Source organism: Candidatus Omnitrophota bacterium (assembly GCA_028717245.1).
Taxonomy (GTDB): domain Bacteria; phylum Omnitrophota; class Gorgyraeia; order Gygaellales; family Profunditerraquicolaceae; genus JAGUYA01.
In genome coordinates this window covers 19,750-37,293 of record JAQUOD010000007.1, presented here as the reverse complement: position 1 = coordinate 37,293, position 17,544 = coordinate 19,750, and the positions used below count along the sequence as shown (strand labels likewise).

General features: G+C 43.8%; 23 protein-coding genes and 1 tRNA gene. All 24 read left to right on the top strand.

Features of this window, described 5'->3' with window-relative positions; translation table 11 throughout:
• Nucleotides 1-2 precede the first annotated feature (2 nt).
• The 24 genes from PHV44_05250 to PHV44_05135 all read left to right on the top strand — a co-directional run bounded on the left by PHV44_05250 (nucleotide 3) and on the right by PHV44_05135 (nucleotide 17,444).
• The gene (locus PHV44_05250; GenBank protein MDD5592681.1) at nucleotides 3-944 is read left to right on the top strand and encodes a hypothetical protein; all 942 of its coding nucleotides are present in this window, start codon (nucleotides 3-5) and stop codon (nucleotides 942-944) included.
• Nucleotides 928-2,232, top strand: a complete 1,305-nt coding sequence (locus PHV44_05245; GenBank protein MDD5592680.1) for a ParB/RepB/Spo0J family partition protein — start codon at nucleotides 928-930, stop codon at nucleotides 2,230-2,232. Before PHV44_05250 ends, PHV44_05245 begins: the two co-directional genes overlap by 17 nt.
• Before the next feature lie 4 nt (nucleotides 2,233-2,236).
• Nucleotides 2,237-2,320: transfer RNA gene (locus PHV44_05240), tRNA-Met, on the top strand.
• A gap of 16 nt (nucleotides 2,321-2,336) precedes the next feature.
• Nucleotides 2,337-2,957, top strand: a complete 621-nt coding sequence (locus PHV44_05235; GenBank protein ID MDD5592679.1) for a hypothetical protein — start codon at nucleotides 2,337-2,339, stop codon at nucleotides 2,955-2,957.
• Entirely contained in the window at nucleotides 2,947-3,534 is a 588-nt protein-coding gene (locus PHV44_05230; GenBank protein MDD5592678.1) for a glycosyltransferase family A protein, read from the top strand. Before PHV44_05235 ends, PHV44_05230 begins: the two co-directional genes overlap by 11 nt.
• A complete protein-coding gene (locus PHV44_05225; GenBank protein ID MDD5592677.1) occupies nucleotides 3,515-4,303 on the top strand; it encodes a hypothetical protein in 789 nt (262 codons plus the stop codon). The genes PHV44_05230 and PHV44_05225 overlap by 20 nt, the downstream gene beginning before the upstream one ends.
• A complete protein-coding gene (locus PHV44_05220; GenBank protein MDD5592676.1) occupies nucleotides 4,285-5,541 on the top strand; it encodes a class I SAM-dependent methyltransferase in 1,257 nt (418 codons plus the stop codon). The genes PHV44_05225 and PHV44_05220 overlap by 19 nt, the downstream gene beginning before the upstream one ends.
• Nucleotides 5,534-6,166 (top strand): class I SAM-dependent methyltransferase, encoded by a 633-nt coding sequence (locus PHV44_05215; protein ID MDD5592675.1) that lies wholly within the window; start codon nucleotides 5,534-5,536, stop codon nucleotides 6,164-6,166. The genes PHV44_05220 and PHV44_05215 overlap by 8 nt, the downstream gene beginning before the upstream one ends.
• Nucleotides 6,138-7,169: a radical SAM protein gene (locus PHV44_05210; GenBank protein MDD5592674.1), complete on the top strand. Its 1,032-nt coding sequence runs from the start codon at nucleotides 6,138-6,140 to the stop codon at nucleotides 7,167-7,169. Before PHV44_05215 ends, PHV44_05210 begins: the two co-directional genes overlap by 29 nt.
• Complete coding sequence (locus PHV44_05205) at nucleotides 7,169-7,738, top strand: SGNH/GDSL hydrolase family protein (GenBank protein ID MDD5592673.1); 570 nt, start codon at nucleotides 7,169-7,171, stop codon at nucleotides 7,736-7,738. Before PHV44_05210 ends, PHV44_05205 begins: the two co-directional genes overlap by 1 nt.
• Nucleotides 7,738-8,496 carry a hypothetical protein gene (locus PHV44_05200; GenBank protein MDD5592672.1) on the top strand — a complete coding sequence of 253 codons (759 nt, stop codon included), beginning with the start codon at nucleotides 7,738-7,740 and terminating at the stop codon, nucleotides 8,494-8,496. Before PHV44_05205 ends, PHV44_05200 begins: the two co-directional genes overlap by 1 nt.
• Nucleotides 8,497-8,596: 100 nt before the next feature.
• The gene (locus tag PHV44_05195) at nucleotides 8,597-8,845 is read left to right on the top strand and encodes an acyl carrier protein (GenBank protein MDD5592671.1); all 249 of its coding nucleotides are present in this window, start codon (nucleotides 8,597-8,599) and stop codon (nucleotides 8,843-8,845) included.
• 46 nt (nucleotides 8,846-8,891) lie between these two features.
• Nucleotides 8,892-9,197 (top strand): RusA family crossover junction endodeoxyribonuclease, encoded by a 306-nt coding sequence (locus PHV44_05190; protein MDD5592670.1) that lies wholly within the window; start codon nucleotides 8,892-8,894, stop codon nucleotides 9,195-9,197.
• Nucleotides 9,198-9,375: 178 nt separating this feature from the next.
• Nucleotides 9,376-9,783, top strand: a complete 408-nt coding sequence (locus PHV44_05185; protein MDD5592669.1) for a hypothetical protein — start codon at nucleotides 9,376-9,378, stop codon at nucleotides 9,781-9,783.
• Between the two features lie 112 nt (nucleotides 9,784-9,895).
• Nucleotides 9,896-10,573, top strand: coding sequence for a DUF5131 family protein (locus PHV44_05180; GenBank protein ID MDD5592668.1), 678 nt, complete (start codon nucleotides 9,896-9,898; stop codon nucleotides 10,571-10,573).
• Nucleotides 10,570-10,758: a hypothetical protein gene (locus PHV44_05175; GenBank protein MDD5592667.1), complete on the top strand. Its 189-nt coding sequence runs from the start codon at nucleotides 10,570-10,572 to the stop codon at nucleotides 10,756-10,758. The genes PHV44_05180 and PHV44_05175 overlap by 4 nt, the downstream gene beginning before the upstream one ends.
• A 39-nt stretch (nucleotides 10,759-10,797) precedes the next feature.
• The gene (locus PHV44_05170) at nucleotides 10,798-11,010 is read left to right on the top strand and encodes a hypothetical protein (GenBank protein MDD5592666.1); all 213 of its coding nucleotides are present in this window, start codon (nucleotides 10,798-10,800) and stop codon (nucleotides 11,008-11,010) included.
• A gap of 216 nt (nucleotides 11,011-11,226) precedes the next feature.
• Nucleotides 11,227-11,457, top strand: coding sequence for a hypothetical protein (locus tag PHV44_05165; protein MDD5592665.1), 231 nt, complete (start codon nucleotides 11,227-11,229; stop codon nucleotides 11,455-11,457).
• A gap of 559 nt (nucleotides 11,458-12,016) precedes the next feature.
• A complete protein-coding gene (locus PHV44_05160; protein ID MDD5592664.1) occupies nucleotides 12,017-13,309 on the top strand; it encodes a DNA methyltransferase in 1,293 nt (430 codons plus the stop codon).
• A 4-nt stretch (nucleotides 13,310-13,313) separates the two neighbouring features.
• A complete protein-coding gene (locus PHV44_05155) occupies nucleotides 13,314-13,535 on the top strand; it encodes a hypothetical protein (GenBank protein MDD5592663.1) in 222 nt (73 codons plus the stop codon).
• Nucleotides 13,536-13,723: 188 nt separating this feature from the next.
• Nucleotides 13,724-14,416, top strand: a complete 693-nt coding sequence (locus PHV44_05150; GenBank protein ID MDD5592662.1) for a hypothetical protein — start codon at nucleotides 13,724-13,726, stop codon at nucleotides 14,414-14,416.
• Entirely contained in the window at nucleotides 14,367-16,268 is a 1,902-nt protein-coding gene (locus PHV44_05145) for a phage terminase large subunit family protein (protein ID MDD5592661.1), read from the top strand. Before PHV44_05150 ends, PHV44_05145 begins: the two co-directional genes overlap by 50 nt.
• Before the next feature lie 326 nt (nucleotides 16,269-16,594).
• Nucleotides 16,595-16,888: a hypothetical protein gene (locus PHV44_05140; protein ID MDD5592660.1), complete on the top strand. Its 294-nt coding sequence runs from the start codon at nucleotides 16,595-16,597 to the stop codon at nucleotides 16,886-16,888.
• The gene (locus PHV44_05135; GenBank protein MDD5592659.1) at nucleotides 16,875-17,444 is read left to right on the top strand and encodes an HNH endonuclease signature motif containing protein; all 570 of its coding nucleotides are present in this window, start codon (nucleotides 16,875-16,877) and stop codon (nucleotides 17,442-17,444) included. Before PHV44_05140 ends, PHV44_05135 begins: the two co-directional genes overlap by 14 nt.
• The last annotated feature ends 100 nt before the right edge of the window (nucleotides 17,445-17,544 follow it).

Here is a 17,544-nt window from a genome sequence, read left to right as displayed (position 1 = left end):
CTATGAAATATACCATAGAAGGCTTTTCGCAGGAGATAGCATTAAGGCTAGGCTTAGATGCCATAGACCTGGTCCTGCTGCGCTGGATGCTGGACTTCTACAATACCAACAGGATGGAGAAGCACTACTGGGAAGAAAAAGAGTATTTTTGGGTCAATTACCAGACCGTCATAGAAGATATCCCTATCCTGGGAATAAACAATAAGATGGCCCTGCGCCGCAGGTTACGTAATATTGAACAGGCTAAAATCGTGGAATTTAAGGTCTTCCAGGGGGCCGGAAACCGCACTTTTTACCGGTTTAATGGGGAAATCCTGGCCTGCCTACTAAGTAACAAAACAAGGGGGGGTCTTGACCCAAATGTCAAGAGGGTCTTGACCCAAATGTCAAGAGGGTCTGGACTCAAGTGTCAAGACCATATAGATCCTTCTACTATAGATACATCTACTATAGATAAGTATATAGAAGGGGTAAACAGGTTCTTTAACAACCCTGACCAGGCCTGGCTAACCAGCCTTAAGAAGTTTTATCCAAAAGTAAACCTTGAAGAAGAGCTTAATAAGGCGCATGCCTGGCTTATATCTAATACCCGGCCGGATAAACAGAAACGAGATTTTAAAAGGTTTATAGTAAATTGGCTCAACCATCCCAAATCAACTCAATTCGCTAATGCTCCAATCATATCCGAAGAGGCGCTTAACGTCCGCTTTGGCAGGATCGCGACTAAAGATATGATAAAGGCCTTTTTACGCGATATCCCCAGGGAATCCTGGGGGCAGGTGGAGCGTTTCTTAAAGCGCCGGTGGCCGCAAGATAGCGGTAGGGGGTTTCTGGAGGCGCAGCGTGAACTTATAGAAGAAGGCAGGAAAAACCAAAACCAGCTTGCAGGACTGGTAGCAACTGTTATAGAAAAAGGAGGGGAAGGGAATGGATCTAAAGCTTGAATATATTAGTTTAACCGGAACAAATCCAAGGAAGCATGTCAATGAGGAAAAATTCAAGGAACTGGTAGAGTCTATAAAACGCCGCGGGGTCCTTGAGCCAGTTCTTGTGCGCCCCAAAAAGGGCATACCTCACCGCTTTGAGCTTGTCTGCGGGGAGCGGCGCTTCAAGGCGGCAAAAGAGGCTAAGCTGACCGTTATCCCGGCAATAGAACAGGAATTTAGCGATTCCGAAGTCATCGAATTGCAGCTTATCGAAAACATCCAACGCGATGACTTAACGCCCATAGAAGAGGCAACTGGATTTAAGCAGCTTATTGATATCTGCAAACTAAAGCAGGAAGCCCTTGCCGCCAAGATAGGCAAGAGCCAAAGTTATATCGCTTTGCGCCTTGCGCTTTTGGACATCCCGCAGGACTTAATGGCCTTTCTTGAGAATGGCACCCTGCTTCCCGGGCACGCGAAATACCTGCTTATCTTTAAGAATGCCGGCAAGAAGATCATTGATAACCTGGTTACCCGGCTTAAGGAGCAGATAAAACAATACGGGGATATCACGGTGCGCCAGTTTGACGACATGTCCAAGGACGTCATCCGCAGGCATACCAAGCCATTATATAAAAGCCAGTATGGCGGAGACGATCCCAAATTCGATTTAACTCCCTGCGAAAAATGCGGCCTTAACCGCCTGGTAGATATAGGCTGGGAAGGCAAGAAAAAGCGCTGCTTTAATCCGGATTGCTGGAAAGAGAAACAGGGCGTTAAGGTTAAAGAAGAGAGCACGCGCATAAAAAAGGCTATTGATTCCGGCAGGGTAGTTAAAGAAGACGCGCTCCCCAAAGACTGTCAGGATTTAAGGCATGCCCGCTTTGATATCAAGGCCTGCGTTAAATGCGCTAATCGCAAAGTCGCCCTGGTTAAGGATCAATATGGCAGCGGAAACAAAAAGGTAAAAAAAGAGCTCTGCCTGGATAAGGAGTGTTTTGAGCAAAAGAATAAGGCGCACGAAGAGGCTGAGCAGAAAAAAGCCGAACAAGAAAAGCTTAAAAATATCGAACGAATAAAGGCCAAGGCCGCCAAGGCTAAAATGGACCGCGCCTTCTTCGCCGGTATCCTCGCTAAAGAATTTGGCAGGGGATATCATGATGAAGAAGTTGATGCGGCTATTTTTGCATATAAGCTCGCGCCCAAAAAGGTAGAAAGCAAAAAATCGGCCCTGGAATATTTCATGGGAAATAAATCGCTCGGTCTCGAGGAGATATTCCGTTTCCTGATTTTTTGGGAGGATTAACTTTCGCGGGGTTGGCCAGTGGCGAGGCCGCAGGGTTCATAACCCTGTATCCGTAAGGACATCACCGGTTCGAATCCGGTCCCCGCAATAAAATAGGGAGATAAATGGAAAGGCCCGGACAAAAAATAATTACACCCTCAGCCTGGGGCATCTGCTGCCCCGGGCCCTCCCTGGGGCTTTATAAAACACAGAAGAAAATACTGCAGGATAACCCTGCCTGCCTGGTTGCGGTAAACGGAGCCATACTCCTGGATGCCTTTAAATTCGATTACTGGGTCATGCAGGATATCGAAGTCTTCGAGACCATAATCAAAAAGGCCGATATCTCCCGGTTCTATGCAACCCGCCTTTGGATCCCGCGCCGCTGGCTTATTGATATCCCTAAAGATTATGACAGGTTAAATTCTCACTTCCAGGTCTTTTATAAAGAGGCCTTTCCTGCAGAGTCAATAGAAGCATTTAACCAAATCATCCCCTTCGGCCATTATATCAACTGGCGCGAATCTACCATCTTCCCCGCAATCGCCCTGGCGATATTAAGCGGGGCCAGGGATATCCGGTTATATGGAGCGGACATGGGCGGCCAGGGGTATTTCATTGAGGGCCTGGAGAATTACCGCACCCAGCATACTGACAGACGCTGGACAAATGAACGGCACTGGTTTGACTGCCTTGCCAAAGAATGCGGAAAACAAGGAATTATTATCACTCGCGATGGAACCTAAAATAGATATCATCATCCCTAGCTGTAAAACAAAAGGGCTTTTGCCTCTTATAGAAGAAGTGTATGCCACATCTACCGGCGCCTTTAATTTGATCATCGCCTCAAACCCGGAATATAGTGCCGCCAAGAACCGCAATGCCGGCCTCATGCTCTCAGCCGCTCCCTATGTCATTATGGTTGATGACGACATAACAGGTTTATTCAAAGGTTGGAATGAGATTTTAATTTCACTCTTAGAAGTATGCCCTAAGGTGAGTATTGTTTCAGCCCGCCTTATCCGTAAAGACGCAACACCTGCTCCCATGATGTCCAGTAAATATGACCTGGGCCATGACTATGAAATAGTAATGAAAATCCCGACAGCCTGTATTGCCTTTCGCCAGACCGCAATAAGATTTGACGAGAACTTTAAGGGCAGCGGATTCGAGGACGACGCCTTCTGCCTTGACATGGGCCCTAAAATCATCATCAATAACCTGGTTAAGGTAGTGCACTTAAATGAAATGAAACGCCAGAGCCAGTACTGGCAGGAAAACAAGGAATATTTCGAAAGGACCTATGCTAATCGCCTTATATAAGACCCTGCGCGGGGGAGAATGGCTCAAAGCCAGCCTGGATTCGATTTATAAGCACGTGGACGCCATAATATTTATCCATTCTCAGGTGGTCTGGGGCGGAGGCGCCTACGGAAATAATTGCCTGCAGCCGATAATGGAATGGAATAAAGAGCACTCTATACCGGTTATCCAATACACCGGCCTTTTTTTAACGCAGGACCAGCAATACGAAACCGGCTTTACTATCATAAAAAGGCTATATGGCAACGTAAAGCTCCTGCTTATCGATACGGACGAAATCTGGGAAGAGCCCGATATCGTAAAATTAAAAGCAGCCCTGGAAAGCAAGGAAGCCGCGGCATATTGCTGCAGGATGCACACCTATATCAAAAGCCCTTTTTACAGGATAGACCCCCCGGAAACCTGCCGGCCGGTAGTAGGAATAGATATGTCCCGCGCCCATGGCATCTTCGGCCCCCGGGGCTTAAGCATCCAGGATAAAGCCTATCTTGACGACATTTATATGCACCATTTCACCTACGTGCGCGAAAGCGAAACTGATATCCGCCTTAAATTCTATACCTCATCCATAGGAGATAACGTGCCATCCCACCCGGATTGGTTTAAGCGCATCTGGTCAGCTATCCCCAACGTAGAGAATTTTCATCCCTCAATCGGCTATGAGAAGAGTTGGCAGAAGATAAAAGAAATCACCATAAACGAATTACCGGAAGCAATCAGAAATCATCCGCTGGTAACGAAGGAGCCGCAATGCCCTTTAATCAATTAAGAGAAGAGCTCAAGCTATTAAGCTATCCCGATAACCACTGTTTCGATCCCGAGACATTGGAGCCGCAGGGAAAGACTATCCATAGGTTAGAGATATTAAAAAACAACGCCCCCGAACTATTCGCCGGCGGCCAATCTCTTTTGGAAATCGGATCCAATAAAGGATATTTCTGTATTAAGCTGGCCGATAAATACGAGAAAGTAACGGGATTCGACAAGGCCAAGGAATATATCGACTTCTCCATAAAATTGGCAGCAGCCCACAACATCAAAAATATAGACTTCTGGCACGGAGAATTCAGGGACGTGCCATTCCAGCATAAATACGATGTTGTCTACATAGGGAATTGCCATCACTATTTCTTCTTTGACTGCGCTAAATCTTACGCGCCGCCACTGCTCTTTTTAAAGAAGCTCGCGGGGATATGCGACAAATACCTCATCATTGACGGCCCTTTTGAAATATCCGATCCCGCAGTCACCAAACTATCCCGCGAAGGGTCATGGTCAAGCTACGTAAAAAGCCTTTATACCTTCGCCCAATACGAAGAATACCTCAAGCCGCAATTCGAACTGGTCAGGCATTGCGATAATGGCCTCGGCAGGGCCACCGCAGTCTTTAAAAGGGCCAAGCCCGACATGGAATACATTGAGGGGGCAAATTTACGGAGGGAATTAATCAGGAAAGGGATTTTAATCGAATGCAACCCTAACCGCGGCCCCGACAGCATGTTTGTATATGAGAACCGCAGGTATAAGTTCGATATGCGCATGAACCCCGATGGCGTCTTCCTGGTCCTTAACGCGCTGGGAGACTTCTTCCCGCGCTTCCACCAGATCATCGAATACCGCGGTTCCCGGGTAGGCGAAGTAGCCGAGTGGGTTTATGGGTCAATACTGGAGGATAACCCCATAATCCTTCACCACATCCTGCACTTAAACATGGTCTTAGGCACCGTAGGATTAATAGAACTCGATTTTGAGAGAGTCGATTTCAAGTCCTGCAATAACCGGATATACAACGTAGACATCGACCTGGTCAGGCATATTTCAGAAATAAGATATCCTGGCCGCGGAGAGAAGTCCTGGCAGGACCTTATCCGCGACAAGGCAGGGAACATGGGCATGAAGAGCGAAGCCATCGAAACTTTGATTACCAACCTAAAGCAAAAAGAAATCTTCAATCAGATAATCAAAAGAGGGGATTATTATGTCGAGCTTAGCCAAGCTAATGAATGAATTCGAAAACCACCAAGGCAAATTTTTAAAAGAGGGGTTCACTAAAGCTATCATCGAAACTATTGGGGAGAAAGCCTTGCTAACTATCTGGGATATGTTCGAAATATTCAAGGCAGTAAAGCAGATCCCCGAAGGCGGCACATACCTGGAGATAGGCTGCCACTTGGGCGGATCTTTAGTCTGCGCCTATGAGTCCGCCAAGGCTTCCGGTAAAAGCATTAATTTCATCTCAATAGACCCTTTCACTTCCGGGCCTAAAGATATGATGGCCGAAATAGCAGACCAATTCAGAAAAAACACAGAGCACATCAAGGCAACGCACTACCAGAAACATTCGCACCTGGTAAAAGATAGTTTCCCGAACAATTCCCTGGACATGATTTTTATAGATGGTGATCATAGCTATATAGCGGCAAAGAATGACTTCATCGATTACTGGCCTAAATTAAAGACCGGAGGAGTTCTTCTCGCACACGACTTCAATTACAGCCGGGACCATATCGGAGTAGTGACCGCCGTCATGGATGTATTTGCTTTACAGGAGATAGTCAAGCCTTTTAGGTCCAGCATAGCCATAATCAGAAAGGAACCTGAAAATGAATCCCTGTGGGTGTTTGGGAATTAATGTAACCTGGGCCTGCAACGTCAGCTGCAAGCACTGCTTTTACAGGCGCAATCCCAACCTGCATAAGAATATCCATAAGCCCCTGCAGGAGATAATCCAGGAAATGCGCAAAGGCCTCTTCCGGGGAATAGATAGAATCGTCTTAATCGGGGAAGGCGAGCCTATGCTGCACCCGCAGATCAACGAAATAATCCTAGCCGCAGCTTGTGAAGGCCTAAAGAGCAATATCATCACCAACGGCACCTTACCCATCAAAAACTACGAAGCCCTTTTTAAGCTCGGCCTTAACCATCTGCAGATATCCGTCCATGCCATTGGAGAGGCCTTGGAAATGATTATGGAATGCCAAGGCGCCGGGATAAGGCAAGGTGAACTCATAACCTGGCTAAAAGAAAATAAGCTGCCATTTCGCACCAATACATCCTTGCAGCAACTCAACTATAAACAGCTCCCCGAAATAACTCAATGTCTTATAGAGAAAGGCGCCTTTCACATCGCCCTCTTGGGATTTCTTCCTCATTATGAATGGAAGCAGCACGCGGCTGAGGTTGCGGTCCACCCGCAAGAGTTGCGCCCCTATATAGAGAAAGCCGCGGATTTATTAATCGCCTCAGGCAAATTCTTTACTATCCGGTATCATCCTTTCTGCCACTTAAGCCCTGAATACTGGAAGTACGTAGTTAATGCGCGCTACGTCCTATATGACCCCTGGGAGTGGGATTATGGATATTATAAGCCTTCTTGGGGTGAAGTCTGGCCGGCAGCCTTAGCATTAGGAGAAAGCACCGCCATCCAAACCGAACCCTGCATTCATTGCGCAATGCGTCTGCACTGCGGAGGATGGAATAAGCATTACGCCGAAATATTCAAAGGAGCGAACCTGGCAGCGATTTCACATTCACCGCATATTTATTGGCCAATGGATCAGGAACCCGGGGGCCTGCACGACATGAACCCTGCCAACAGTTTAAAGGGATATTGCGTTAATGGGAGGCCTGTTTAATGGAAGAGAGGCAGAAGTTTAGGATTTATACTGTGGGTGATAGCCATTCTTGGCATCCTTGGAATAATTTTCCATTTGTAAGTTACAATACTCTTGGAAGCTATACTATGTTCCGACTTGGTAGGGATAAGGATATTATTGTGAAGGACTTCCCTGCGGATTGCCCGGTGTGCTTTTGTTTTGGAGAGATAGACTGTCGTTGTCATGTGGGTAAACACCCTCCCTGGAAATCCACCGTGGAGATGTTGGTGGAGAAGTATTTCGAGGCTATTGAGCTGAATAGAAAGATTAACCCTAATATTTGGGTTTACAGTATTCCTCCTCCACCTCGCAGAACTGATACATGGGAGAATCCTGATGTCCCCTTTGTGAGTTCTGACTATGAGCGCTTAGCTTATCAGCGCTATATGAATGAACTTCTGAGAAAGGGGCCGTTCCTTGTAGTCGACATAGCTGATGATTACGCGGATGCAGAAGGTTTTATGTGTAAGGATTTGGGTGATAAACATGTTCACTATGAGTCTCCCGCACCGTTGGCAGCTTGGCTTAAAAGTAAAGGATACTTTTAATGGAAGAAATAGCAATTATCTATACCACATTCTTACGGGATTGGCTGGCTAAGAAGACCATAATTAGCATCGTTAAAAATTGGATACCAGGATTTGATTTATTTGTCGGAGATCAGGGAAGAGAAGATTCAGAAAATGAAAGAGAGTTCTTTGATTTTTTTATTAAAGAGGCGAAGACTTGGAAACCTCTTCCTTTTGATTGCGGAGTGTCTTATGCACGCAATTATCTTATACAAGCAGCAGCTGGGAAAGGCCTCCACTATTGCCTCCTAACCGCCGACTCAATCGAATTCATTCCCGAAACCATTACCAATCTCGACAAAGCCGTCCACTTCCTGGAAAACAACCCAAACATAGGCATCCTGGGTTTTGACCTTAATGACCGCATCCCCTGGGAATACTTTATGGATATCCAGGACAACCGCTTCCTACTTAAAAGAAACGACACAATCGAAACAGACCCTACAACCGGTCTGCGCATCAAGCACTGCGACATCTGCCGGCAATTCTTCTTAGCCAAAATAAATACTATCCTTTCCGTCAAATGGGATGAAGCCCTTAAGACTGGAGAACATGAAGACTTCTTCTGGCGCTATAAGCAATCCGGCCATAAAGTCTGCTGGACACCTGACATCACCGCCAACTATATCGACTACAAGCCGGCAGAATACCTGAAATACCGTAATCGTCAATATAATGAATTCAGGGAAATGCTTTTTAAGAAGCATAACTTAAATGATTGGGTGCAATATTGTTGAGGCCTGTGCGTACTGACAAGGTACCGAAGATTACTAATATCTTTATCTCTAAGAACGTGGTCAAATCCCGGCGCAGGCCTTATAACTAAATGGAGGGGGTATGGACACAACAATAGAAACAAAGGTCAAAGAAGCACTCGCCTCTGCCTTAGGCGCAGGGGGAGAACCCGGGGATATCGAACTCACCGATAGCCTCAACGATGACCTCGCCATGGATGACCTTGACCGCATCGAAGCCATCATGGCCCTTGAGGAGGCCTTCGGAATCGAAATACCGGATGAGGACGCGGCAAAATTCTTAACCGTTCAGGACATCATAACCTATGTCACAGACAAAAAGAAAGCTTAACCAAATTTCCTTCACAATTCCCCGGGTACCGCCCTCTCTTAACGACATGCTCAGAACCCATTGGGTAGGCCGCACAAAGGAACAGAAACTCTGGGACCAATGGGCATGGGCGCAGTGGATGGCGCGCAATAAGTTCATCTTCCTCAAGCCGATAAAGGTCCTATACATCATCACTTTCAATTCCAACCGGACCCGGGATTTAGATAACTACATCGGAGGCACCAAATTCATCACAGATGCCTTAAAGAAGACCTTTTTCTTCCGCGATGACGCCGCTCATCTTAAAGCCATAGAGGTGCAATTTGTAAACGGAGAGAAGGAAGGGACCACAGTCATTATATCGGAGGCATAGATGAATACTACCTGCATGCCAGGAATGATCTGCTTTAGTAGAGGCGACCAGATTACCTTATTGATAACATTCGGCCTTCTTGTGGCTTCTTGTATATTCCTGGCAAGTATACTTATTAGTTTATTAATTAAGAAAATAAGAAGAATTTTTTAAATAACCCAGCGCATGCCGGCATGGTATGAGGTTAATCCATGGCGATACCGAGCAATCAGCCAGCCGGCAGCCTGGCCAAAAAGGAGGGAATGTGAGTAAGCTATCAGAAGCGAATATCATACAGATCAAGAACATGAAGGCAGATGGTAAAAAAGGCAGGGAGATAATAGATTTTTTCTGGAATACCTATAAAATAAAATTAGATGAAAGCGAGATATCCCGGGCAGTCCACCTAAAGAAATACGGGATAGCATCCGCAGAGAACCCAAGACGCCGGTCCGCTCAGCGCAAATATGCTAAAAAGATAAAGATATGTGACCATGAGGATCAAGATGAACTAACCCAGCTTATTATCCAGGCCTACCAGTTATATAAGAGGGGTTTCCTGAAAAAAGTTGAAGCTGTGCTCGAAACAGCGGGGGGGGGGTATTAAATAAAATGCTTTGTATGGTTACATATATCACTGGGGTTATCCTAAACCAAATCAGATTCTGGCCATACGCACCAAAATATAACTTAACCCGGCAAATATGGGGGTTAGGAAGATGAACGGACCCAATAACTCCATTGGCTGGTGCGATTACACATGGACACCTGTAACTGGCTGCCAGCGCAACTGCTGGTATTGCTACGTCAAACGCCTCAGGGGCTACAATATGCAGCCGCATTTTCACCCGGAGCGCCTAAGCGAACCTATTAAGCTAAAGAAACCCGCCAGGATCTTTGTCTGCTCAACCGCTGATTTATTCGGAGAGTGGGTTATAGAAGACTGGATAAAACAGGTCCTGTGGACTATCCACCAGTGCCCTCAACATACCTTCCAACTCCTCACTAAATGTCCGGAGAGAATAGTCCACTTTACCGATGCCCTGCGCAAGCCTAATATATGGGTAGGGGTGACAGTCGAACAAGCACAGTACTTAAGCCGCCTAAAAGCCTTTCTCTTTATAGCCAAGCAATATTCCTTAAAACGCTTATTCGTTTCTTTTGAGCCACTACTTTCGCGGATGAATATTGAACCGGAAGAATTGAAAGGATTAAGGTGGATTATTATAGGCGCCTATACAGGCAAAGACGCCGACCTCTTAAGGCCTAAGTTAGAGTGGATCAGGGATATCATAGCCAAGGCCGCTAAGCTTAAAGTCCCGGTATTCTTAAAGGATAACCTTAGACCGGTATGGAAAGAAGAATTAAGGCAGGAATTCTCGGAGAAGCTGAAATGAAAACTTTATTTATGGAAACAACTAAGATTGAACCTGAACAGACAGTAGCAGAGATTCAAAGGATTTTAGGCAAATATGGCGCTGGGGGAATCTTAACAGAATACGCTAAGGGAGAAGTTATCGGAGTTGCCTTCAAGATCGATGTTAATGGTAAAGATATTCCCTTTCGGTTGCCCTGCCGGTGAGAAGCAATAGATAGAATGTTATCCTCGCGGAGGAAGCGTTTGAGAAATAACAATAAGATTGCTCAGCAAGCCAAACGCGTAGCTTGGAGACAGATCTTGCGGTGGGTAGAGGCGCAGATGGCCTTAGTTGAAACTAATATGGTTAAGATTCAAGAAGTCTTTATGCCTTATATTCAAATGACGATATCCGGACAGACACTTTATGAGAAGATTGAACAGAAAGGATTTATAGCCTTGGAGGATAAGAGATAAGAATGAGTAAATATATAAAATTCACTATTGTTTTCCAAAAACCTAAGACAGCAGTTTATGAAGTAAGGAATATAAAGTCGCAAGCTATTATTGGATATATCGAATGGTATGGGCCTTGGAGGCAATATTGCTTTTTTCCCGAATCTGATTGCGTATTTAGTTCAGGATGTTTAAAGGACATAATAAATTTTATAGAGTCGCTGCGGAGGAAATAATATGTCTGATAAAGAAGAATTGCGAGATATCTTAAACGAGATAGGAAAGCACGCTGTTAGATTGCATGACTTAATGAAGGAAGGAACAGCTATTGATATTACTTTTGTCAAAGAAGAAAAGCTTCTAATCCCAAATCAACCATCCAAAGTAAGCCACCTATTGCTTGTTAAACCTGTAGTATATGCAGAAGTAAAACTTAAACCTAAGTTAGCTGATGGCAACACTAATTGAAATAAGGAATAGTAGCGGCTTAGTAGGTAGATGCGATGCTAAGTGTTATGAAGCATTAGATTCAAAATGTATATGCGTATGTGGAGGACATAATCACGGCGCTGGTTTAAAGCAAGCACAAGACAATACTACGCAGATGAGCAAAGCATTACTTAAAAAGTTTAGTAAAGATAGGATAGTCTTTCCCGATGAAGGTAAACAGTTACAGTTATTTTAAAATGAATATCTTTAAACGATTTAGACAATGGAGAGAGCATCGTAAAGTTTTAAAGATGATTGAGCATACTATTATTATGCTAAATGCTTTTAATTATGTTCTTAGTAAACAAGGAGTGGGGAGAGCAGTGCGTCATCGATATATGCGCGCTGTATCACAAGACCCGAAGTCGTTATTGAATTTATATTATGAAATTATGGGTCCTTCCGACGGGCGTCGGTACTCGAGGGTCAGCTGAAGTGCTCGGACTTTCTGATGGTAAACTCATTTTTTCGGGATGTCAGGGTCATAAATATTATTCCACGTGAAATAATCTGACCCGACGGTAAAACGAGAAAAAATATGGCTAAAATTAATATCAAACCTGACATTCAGGAAATAAATATATCAGATATAAAATCCTACATAGGTAACCCACGTGATATTACCGATGAAGCACTGTCTGGCTTACGGTCCAGTCTAGAAAGATTTGGCTATGTTGACCTCTTGATAGTCAATAAGCGCAACATGGAATTGGTTGCCGGCCACCAACGGCTCAAGATTTTACAGACTGAGGGTATTGAGACCGTAACCTGTATTATGGTGGATGTTGATGATTTAATGCAGCAGACCATGAATATCACGCTTAATAACCAGGCAATCGCTGGATACTGGACGCAGGCACTTATACCGATTTTAGAGCGTTTACGCCAGGAGATGCCTGATGATTACCTCAACTTGCGGCTTAAACAGCTGCGCGAAGAATGCGCAGAGCTTGAAACCGAAAATCTTGGGAATACGCTTCCTGATGATATCCCTCCAGCTCCTAAGGAAGCCATAACTAAGCTTGGGGATCTATGGATCCTTGGTGACCATCGGCTTTTATGCGGCAGCAGCACTAACGAAGCGGATGTGGCGCGGCTTATGGATGGCCAAAAAGCGCAGTTATTTGCTACGGATCCGCCCTATATGGTGGATTATACCGGAGCTAATCGTCCAGAAGGGGGTGGAAAAGACTGGTCCGGTGTTTATCATGAGGTGGATATCCCCAATGCCGAACAATTCCTAAGGGATTTTTATTCTATCGGTTTAAAGCATGTAGATAAAAATGCAGCAATTTATCTTTGGCATGCCTCTAAGCGGATTGAACTTATCCTTAAGATCCTTCACGAGTTAAATATATTGGTCCATCAACATATTATCTGGAAGAAGCCGGCCACGGTCCTAACTTATTCAATTTACCCCTGGGGGCATGAACCTTGTCTTTTTGGTTGGCAGCAAGGTAATAAGCCCTATTTTAAGGTTTCTCAAAGCAAAATAGGTTCGGTATGGGTTGTGGGTTTGTTACGCATAGGGGATCCGGAAAGCCCTGAATATTATAGTGATATCTGGGAAGTGGACTGGGAAGGAAAGAAACGTAATACCGGGCTAGAGCATCCTACAGTTAAACCTACTGAAATTTTTGCGATTCCTATGCGAGTGCATACAAAGCCAGGGGATATTTGCTATGAGCCGTTTAGCGGGTCCGGTTCACAGATTATAGCAGCTGAGAGGCTCAATCGAAGATGTTTTGCTATGGAACTAGAGCCTGTATTTTGCGATGTAGCAGTACGCAGGTGGGAAGAATTTACAGGAAAGAAAGCTGAAAGGAGGTGAGAATATGGTTAAAATCGGCGATGCAGTGCTTTATGTTGATACCGTCAGACAGGAACGGAATGCTTTGGTTCAGCACGTTCACAATCAAGAATTAATTAATATCGTGATTGTGAGTAATGACCCCGGGCGTGAAGATTCCTACGGTAGGCAAATAGAACACGTGACTTCTTTGTCGAGAAAAAATGAAAATAATGAAGCTCACGGTTTCTATTTTGTCGAGAAGTAAGAAAATCCTCCACGCAAACCGAGCAGGGATGCACAAAGTGGAGGCAAAAAGTCTTTATAAAAATATGGGCGGCCGGGCCCGATAAGTAATACCGAGCCACCACATGATAATGGCATGTGGTTTTTCCAGCCGCTTATGCGCTAAGAGGCATTTTAAGCGGTAGTTTTTTATTTGTCAATGCCTATCATGTGGAGATGGAAGAACAAGTTAAGCTTAAACCCAATCTTATTGAAATGGCCAAAAAGCGCAGACACCTACATTTGGTTGAGAAGCTCGCCAGAGGAAAATCTGCCACACCCACCCTTTCCAAGGCCGAAATCCACGAATTAGAGAGATACGAAGGAGATCCCGCAACTCCAGGTGTTGTCGATAGCCGTGAAAAAGTCGCTAAAATCTTTGGAGTAGCTTGGCGAACAGTAGAACGCTGGGTTAAGGATGGCATGCCAATCACTCCTGATAAGAAATATGACCTTCTCGATATCCGCGCATGGAGAGAATTTAAGAAACGTAGAAACAACAAATCAGGAAAAAAGAATAATTTACAAGATAGAAAAGACACAGCTGACGCAACATATCGCGAATATAAGGCCAAATTAGCAGAAATAGCGTTAAAGAAAGTAATAGGCGAGCTTATCCCTAGGGATATTGTGGAAAAAGAGCTTATTCAAATCAGCATAGGCATTAAACGTGCGCTCCTTGCGCTTCCCCAGCAGGTGGCACCCCAGCTCGTAGGCCTTGAGGCACGGAAGATAGACGCCTTACTTACCGCACGCATTAAAGAGGTAATCGAAGCAATTGCTGATGGTAAGGCCTTAGTTAATAGGATAAAGAATGGAAACCCAACTGGCAACATTAAAGCTTTGGACGCCAGCAGTTCGTAGCGCCTGGCAGATCCCCAACGAACTGACAGTATCTCAATGGGCGGATAAATACCGCAAGCTTGACCCGATGATTTCTGCCGAACCGGGGCAATGGCGAACGGACCGCACTCCCTATTTGCGCGGGATAATGGATTCTTTTAATAATCCCTTGGTAGAGAAAATTACGATTATGTCTTGTACCCAGGTAGGTAAAACAGAATCATGGTTAAACATGCTGGCTTATATAATAGACCAGGATCCGGCCCCCGCATTAGTAGTTATGCCGCGCGAACCCGATGCCAAATATATATCAAAGAGCAGAATTCGTCCGATGATTGAGGTTTCTCCAGAACTGAGTAAGCATCTTACAAATGATTCAGATGATATCACAAAGCTCGAAATGAGATTGAATCGGATGTTTATCTACTTTGCCGGAGCCAATAGCCCTGCAGCTCTTTCTGGAAAGCCGGTAAGATATGTTTTCCGCGATGAAGTGGATAAATATCCTAAGTTTTCAGGAGAAGAGGCCGATCCGATAAAGTTATCCAATGAAAGAACGCATACCTTCTGGAATAGAAAGAGCATTGATTGCTCAACCCCTACAACAAAAAACGGATATATTTACAGAGAATATGAGCATTCAGACAAAAGAAGTTATTATGTGCCCTGTCCATATTGTGGAGGATACCAGGTATTAGAGTTTGAACACCATGTAAAATTCCCTAAAGAGGAAAGAGATCCTGAGCGTATCCGGCAGGAGCGCCTTGCCTGGTATGAATGTGAGTATTGTCAGGGGAAAATAACTGATTTAATGAAACAGGATATGCTTTTGAAGGGCAAATGGATCCCCGCAGCAGTAAAGTTAGATGTAAAGGACCAGTTGCCGGATAAATTGGATTTTCCGCAGGTCTCCCACGTAGGTTTTCATCTTAATGCGCTATATTCCCCATGGTTAACATTTTCTGATGTTACGGCTGAATTTATTGATTCGCATGACCGACCGGAATTGTTAATGAATTTTATCAACAGCTGGCTTGCCCAGGTATGGGAAGAGAAAGCTATAGAAACAAAACCGGAAAAATTAAAAATTCTATGTGGAGACTATGCTCGCGGTACGGTCCCTGATGGCGCTATTGTCTTGTTTGGTGGAGTTGATATGCAGAAAGATTATTTTATTGTAATAATTCGCGCCTGGGGGGCATATCCTCAATCTTGGCTAATTCTTGAAGAAAAAGTTAATGATTGGAATGAGGTTGAGAATATATTATTTAAAACCCAATATCCCTCAGTGATCCCCGGGATTGAGCCTTTTAGCGTGCGGTTAACCTGTTTTGATACCGGTTATCGCACTGGTGAAGTATATAATTTTTGTCGTCAATATCCGACCTTAACAAGGGCTATTAAAGGGAAGGATCAAATTACTGGCGTTCCCTATAAGATGGCGACTATTGATAAATATCCTGATGGGAAGCATATTAAAGGAGGCCTTAAGCTTTGGTTCCTTGATACCAACTATTTTAAAGACAAAATCAGTTTCTTTGTACACACTGAGCATGCTTCGCCAACATGGCATTTGCATAAAGAACCATCCGAAGAGTATTTTAGATGGTTTTGTGGTGAGCATAAGATTATTAAGCGTGATCGGAAGACCGGCAGGACCTATGAAGTTTGGGAGCCGGTTTCATCTCACGCCCAAGCTCATTACTGGGATGCGGAAGTATACGCCATGGCCGCGGCCGAAATGATGCGGGTATTTACTTTAAAAGAAGAAGATAGGCCAAAACCCCAGACAGAAATAATAAACCATGATCCCGGGAAAAAACCAGAAAGTTGGATAGGGAAAAAACCAAACTGGATAAAACGTAATGGCTGAGCCCAGGGTAATACCACCTATTTTTCTTAAAAAGGAGGAGGCATGCAAAAGATAGAAATAATGAGGACAATATTAACAAGCCTATTATTAATCTACATACTGTTACAAAGGAAAATAAATAAATTACTACTGGATGAACGAACTTTTTTAAAATTACGAAAAGAATTCCAATCAGGGTCGCTACGGACAAGACTATGGATAAAAAAATATTATAGGGTTCAAGGAGATATCGTTTTCTTTGTAAATAGTCTGTCAATCGCATTCTTTATAAGCGCAATAATTTTATTCTGGTTGCTATAATTATAGTACAAAAAGGCCGGGTAAGGATGGGTAGTTGGATAGAAAGACGAGAACAATGGATACCGCATTCTAAAAGGCGTGAACGGCGTATTATCACCAAGCAACCCGAAACACAAATCGTTTCTATTGCTGATAGCAAAAAAATTAATTATAATAATAGCTATGCCAAAGGAGTAATTTTTATTCTACCCAAATGCCCTGTTTGCGGAAATAAAAAAATAAGATGCTATGGTACGGAGGGAGATACGCGATATTATAAATGTAAATGTGGAGCTAAATTTAAGGCCTTCGAAAGAAATAATATAAATGAGGCGCAATAAAGTAAAGAAAATATATAATACCGTATTATATAAACCTGTTACTTGTCCAAGATGTGGAACGAGGAAAGTACATTGCTATGGTTCTTATCTGCCAATACGTTATTATAAATGCCAAATTTGCAAATATAATTTTAAGACAAGAGAGGCTGAACAAAGTGATAAAGAGTTTATAAGGGATTGTAAAATAGCATCTAAAATATTAGAGAAAATTACACAAGAACGAAGGCGTAAATATATTGAAAGCGTAAGTGGAAAGAATAGTCCTTTTTGGAAAGGTGGGAGAATAAAAGATCATAAAGGTTATATTTGGGTTAAAGTTCCTAGAGACCACCCATCAGCTAATTTATGGGGATATATTGCGGAACATCGTTTAATTGTAGAGAAACATTTAGGTCGGTCCTTACATAAAAAAGAAGTTATACACCATCTTAATGGTAATCGTTCTGATAATAGATTTGAAAACTTGAAATTATGTAAAAATACCGCCGAACATCTGAAATTACATAAAAAAAGTCGTTCTGCAACGCAGAATAACCCTATTGTGTTTTTAAAATAAAAGTTCTAAAATAATAATTAGACAATCTGGAATACTTCCGGCCGATCCCCGGATTTATAAAAAAAGGCAAATCGGTGCCGATTCATCGTTTTGCCTTTTT

What these genes read in the sequence shown, in the direction of transcription:
- PHV44_05250 (MDD5592681.1), top strand. Translation starts at nt 3, where the DNA reads ATGAAATATACCATAGAAGGCTTTTCGCAGGAGATAGCATTAAGGCTA.
- PHV44_05245 (MDD5592680.1), top strand. Translation starts at nt 928, where the DNA reads ATGGATCTAAAGCTTGAATATATTAGTTTAACCGGAACAAATCCAAGG.
- PHV44_05235 (MDD5592679.1), top strand. Translation starts at nt 2,337, where the DNA reads ATGGAAAGGCCCGGACAAAAAATAATTACACCCTCAGCCTGGGGCATC.
- PHV44_05230 (MDD5592678.1), top strand. Translation starts at nt 2,947, where the DNA reads ATGGAACCTAAAATAGATATCATCATCCCTAGCTGTAAAACAAAAGGG.
- PHV44_05225 (MDD5592677.1), top strand. Translation starts at nt 3,515, where the DNA reads ATGCTAATCGCCTTATATAAGACCCTGCGCGGGGGAGAATGGCTCAAA.
- PHV44_05220 (MDD5592676.1), top strand. Translation starts at nt 4,285, where the DNA reads ATGCCCTTTAATCAATTAAGAGAAGAGCTCAAGCTATTAAGCTATCCC.
- PHV44_05215 (MDD5592675.1), top strand. Translation starts at nt 5,534, where the DNA reads ATGAATGAATTCGAAAACCACCAAGGCAAATTTTTAAAAGAGGGGTTC.
- PHV44_05210 (MDD5592674.1), top strand. Translation starts at nt 6,138, where the DNA reads ATGAATCCCTGTGGGTGTTTGGGAATTAATGTAACCTGGGCCTGCAAC.
- PHV44_05205 (MDD5592673.1), top strand. Translation starts at nt 7,169, where the DNA reads ATGGAAGAGAGGCAGAAGTTTAGGATTTATACTGTGGGTGATAGCCAT.
- PHV44_05200 (MDD5592672.1), top strand. Translation starts at nt 7,738, where the DNA reads ATGGAAGAAATAGCAATTATCTATACCACATTCTTACGGGATTGGCTG.
- PHV44_05195 (MDD5592671.1), top strand. Translation starts at nt 8,597, where the DNA reads ATGGACACAACAATAGAAACAAAGGTCAAAGAAGCACTCGCCTCTGCC.
- PHV44_05190 (MDD5592670.1), top strand. Translation starts at nt 8,892, where the DNA reads ATGCTCAGAACCCATTGGGTAGGCCGCACAAAGGAACAGAAACTCTGG.
- PHV44_05185 (MDD5592669.1), top strand. Translation starts at nt 9,376, where the DNA reads ATGAGGTTAATCCATGGCGATACCGAGCAATCAGCCAGCCGGCAGCCT.
- PHV44_05180 (MDD5592668.1), top strand. Translation starts at nt 9,896, where the DNA reads ATGAACGGACCCAATAACTCCATTGGCTGGTGCGATTACACATGGACA.
- PHV44_05175 (MDD5592667.1), top strand. Translation starts at nt 10,570, where the DNA reads ATGAAAACTTTATTTATGGAAACAACTAAGATTGAACCTGAACAGACA.
- PHV44_05165 (MDD5592665.1), top strand. Translation starts at nt 11,227, where the DNA reads ATGTCTGATAAAGAAGAATTGCGAGATATCTTAAACGAGATAGGAAAG.
- PHV44_05160 (MDD5592664.1), top strand. Translation starts at nt 12,017, where the DNA reads ATGGCTAAAATTAATATCAAACCTGACATTCAGGAAATAAATATATCA.
- PHV44_05155 (MDD5592663.1), top strand. Translation starts at nt 13,314, where the DNA reads ATGGTTAAAATCGGCGATGCAGTGCTTTATGTTGATACCGTCAGACAG.
- PHV44_05145 (MDD5592661.1), top strand. Translation starts at nt 14,367, where the DNA reads ATGGAAACCCAACTGGCAACATTAAAGCTTTGGACGCCAGCAGTTCGT.
- PHV44_05140 (MDD5592660.1), top strand. Translation starts at nt 16,595, where the DNA reads ATGGGTAGTTGGATAGAAAGACGAGAACAATGGATACCGCATTCTAAA.
- PHV44_05135 (MDD5592659.1), top strand. Translation starts at nt 16,875, where the DNA reads ATGAGGCGCAATAAAGTAAAGAAAATATATAATACCGTATTATATAAA.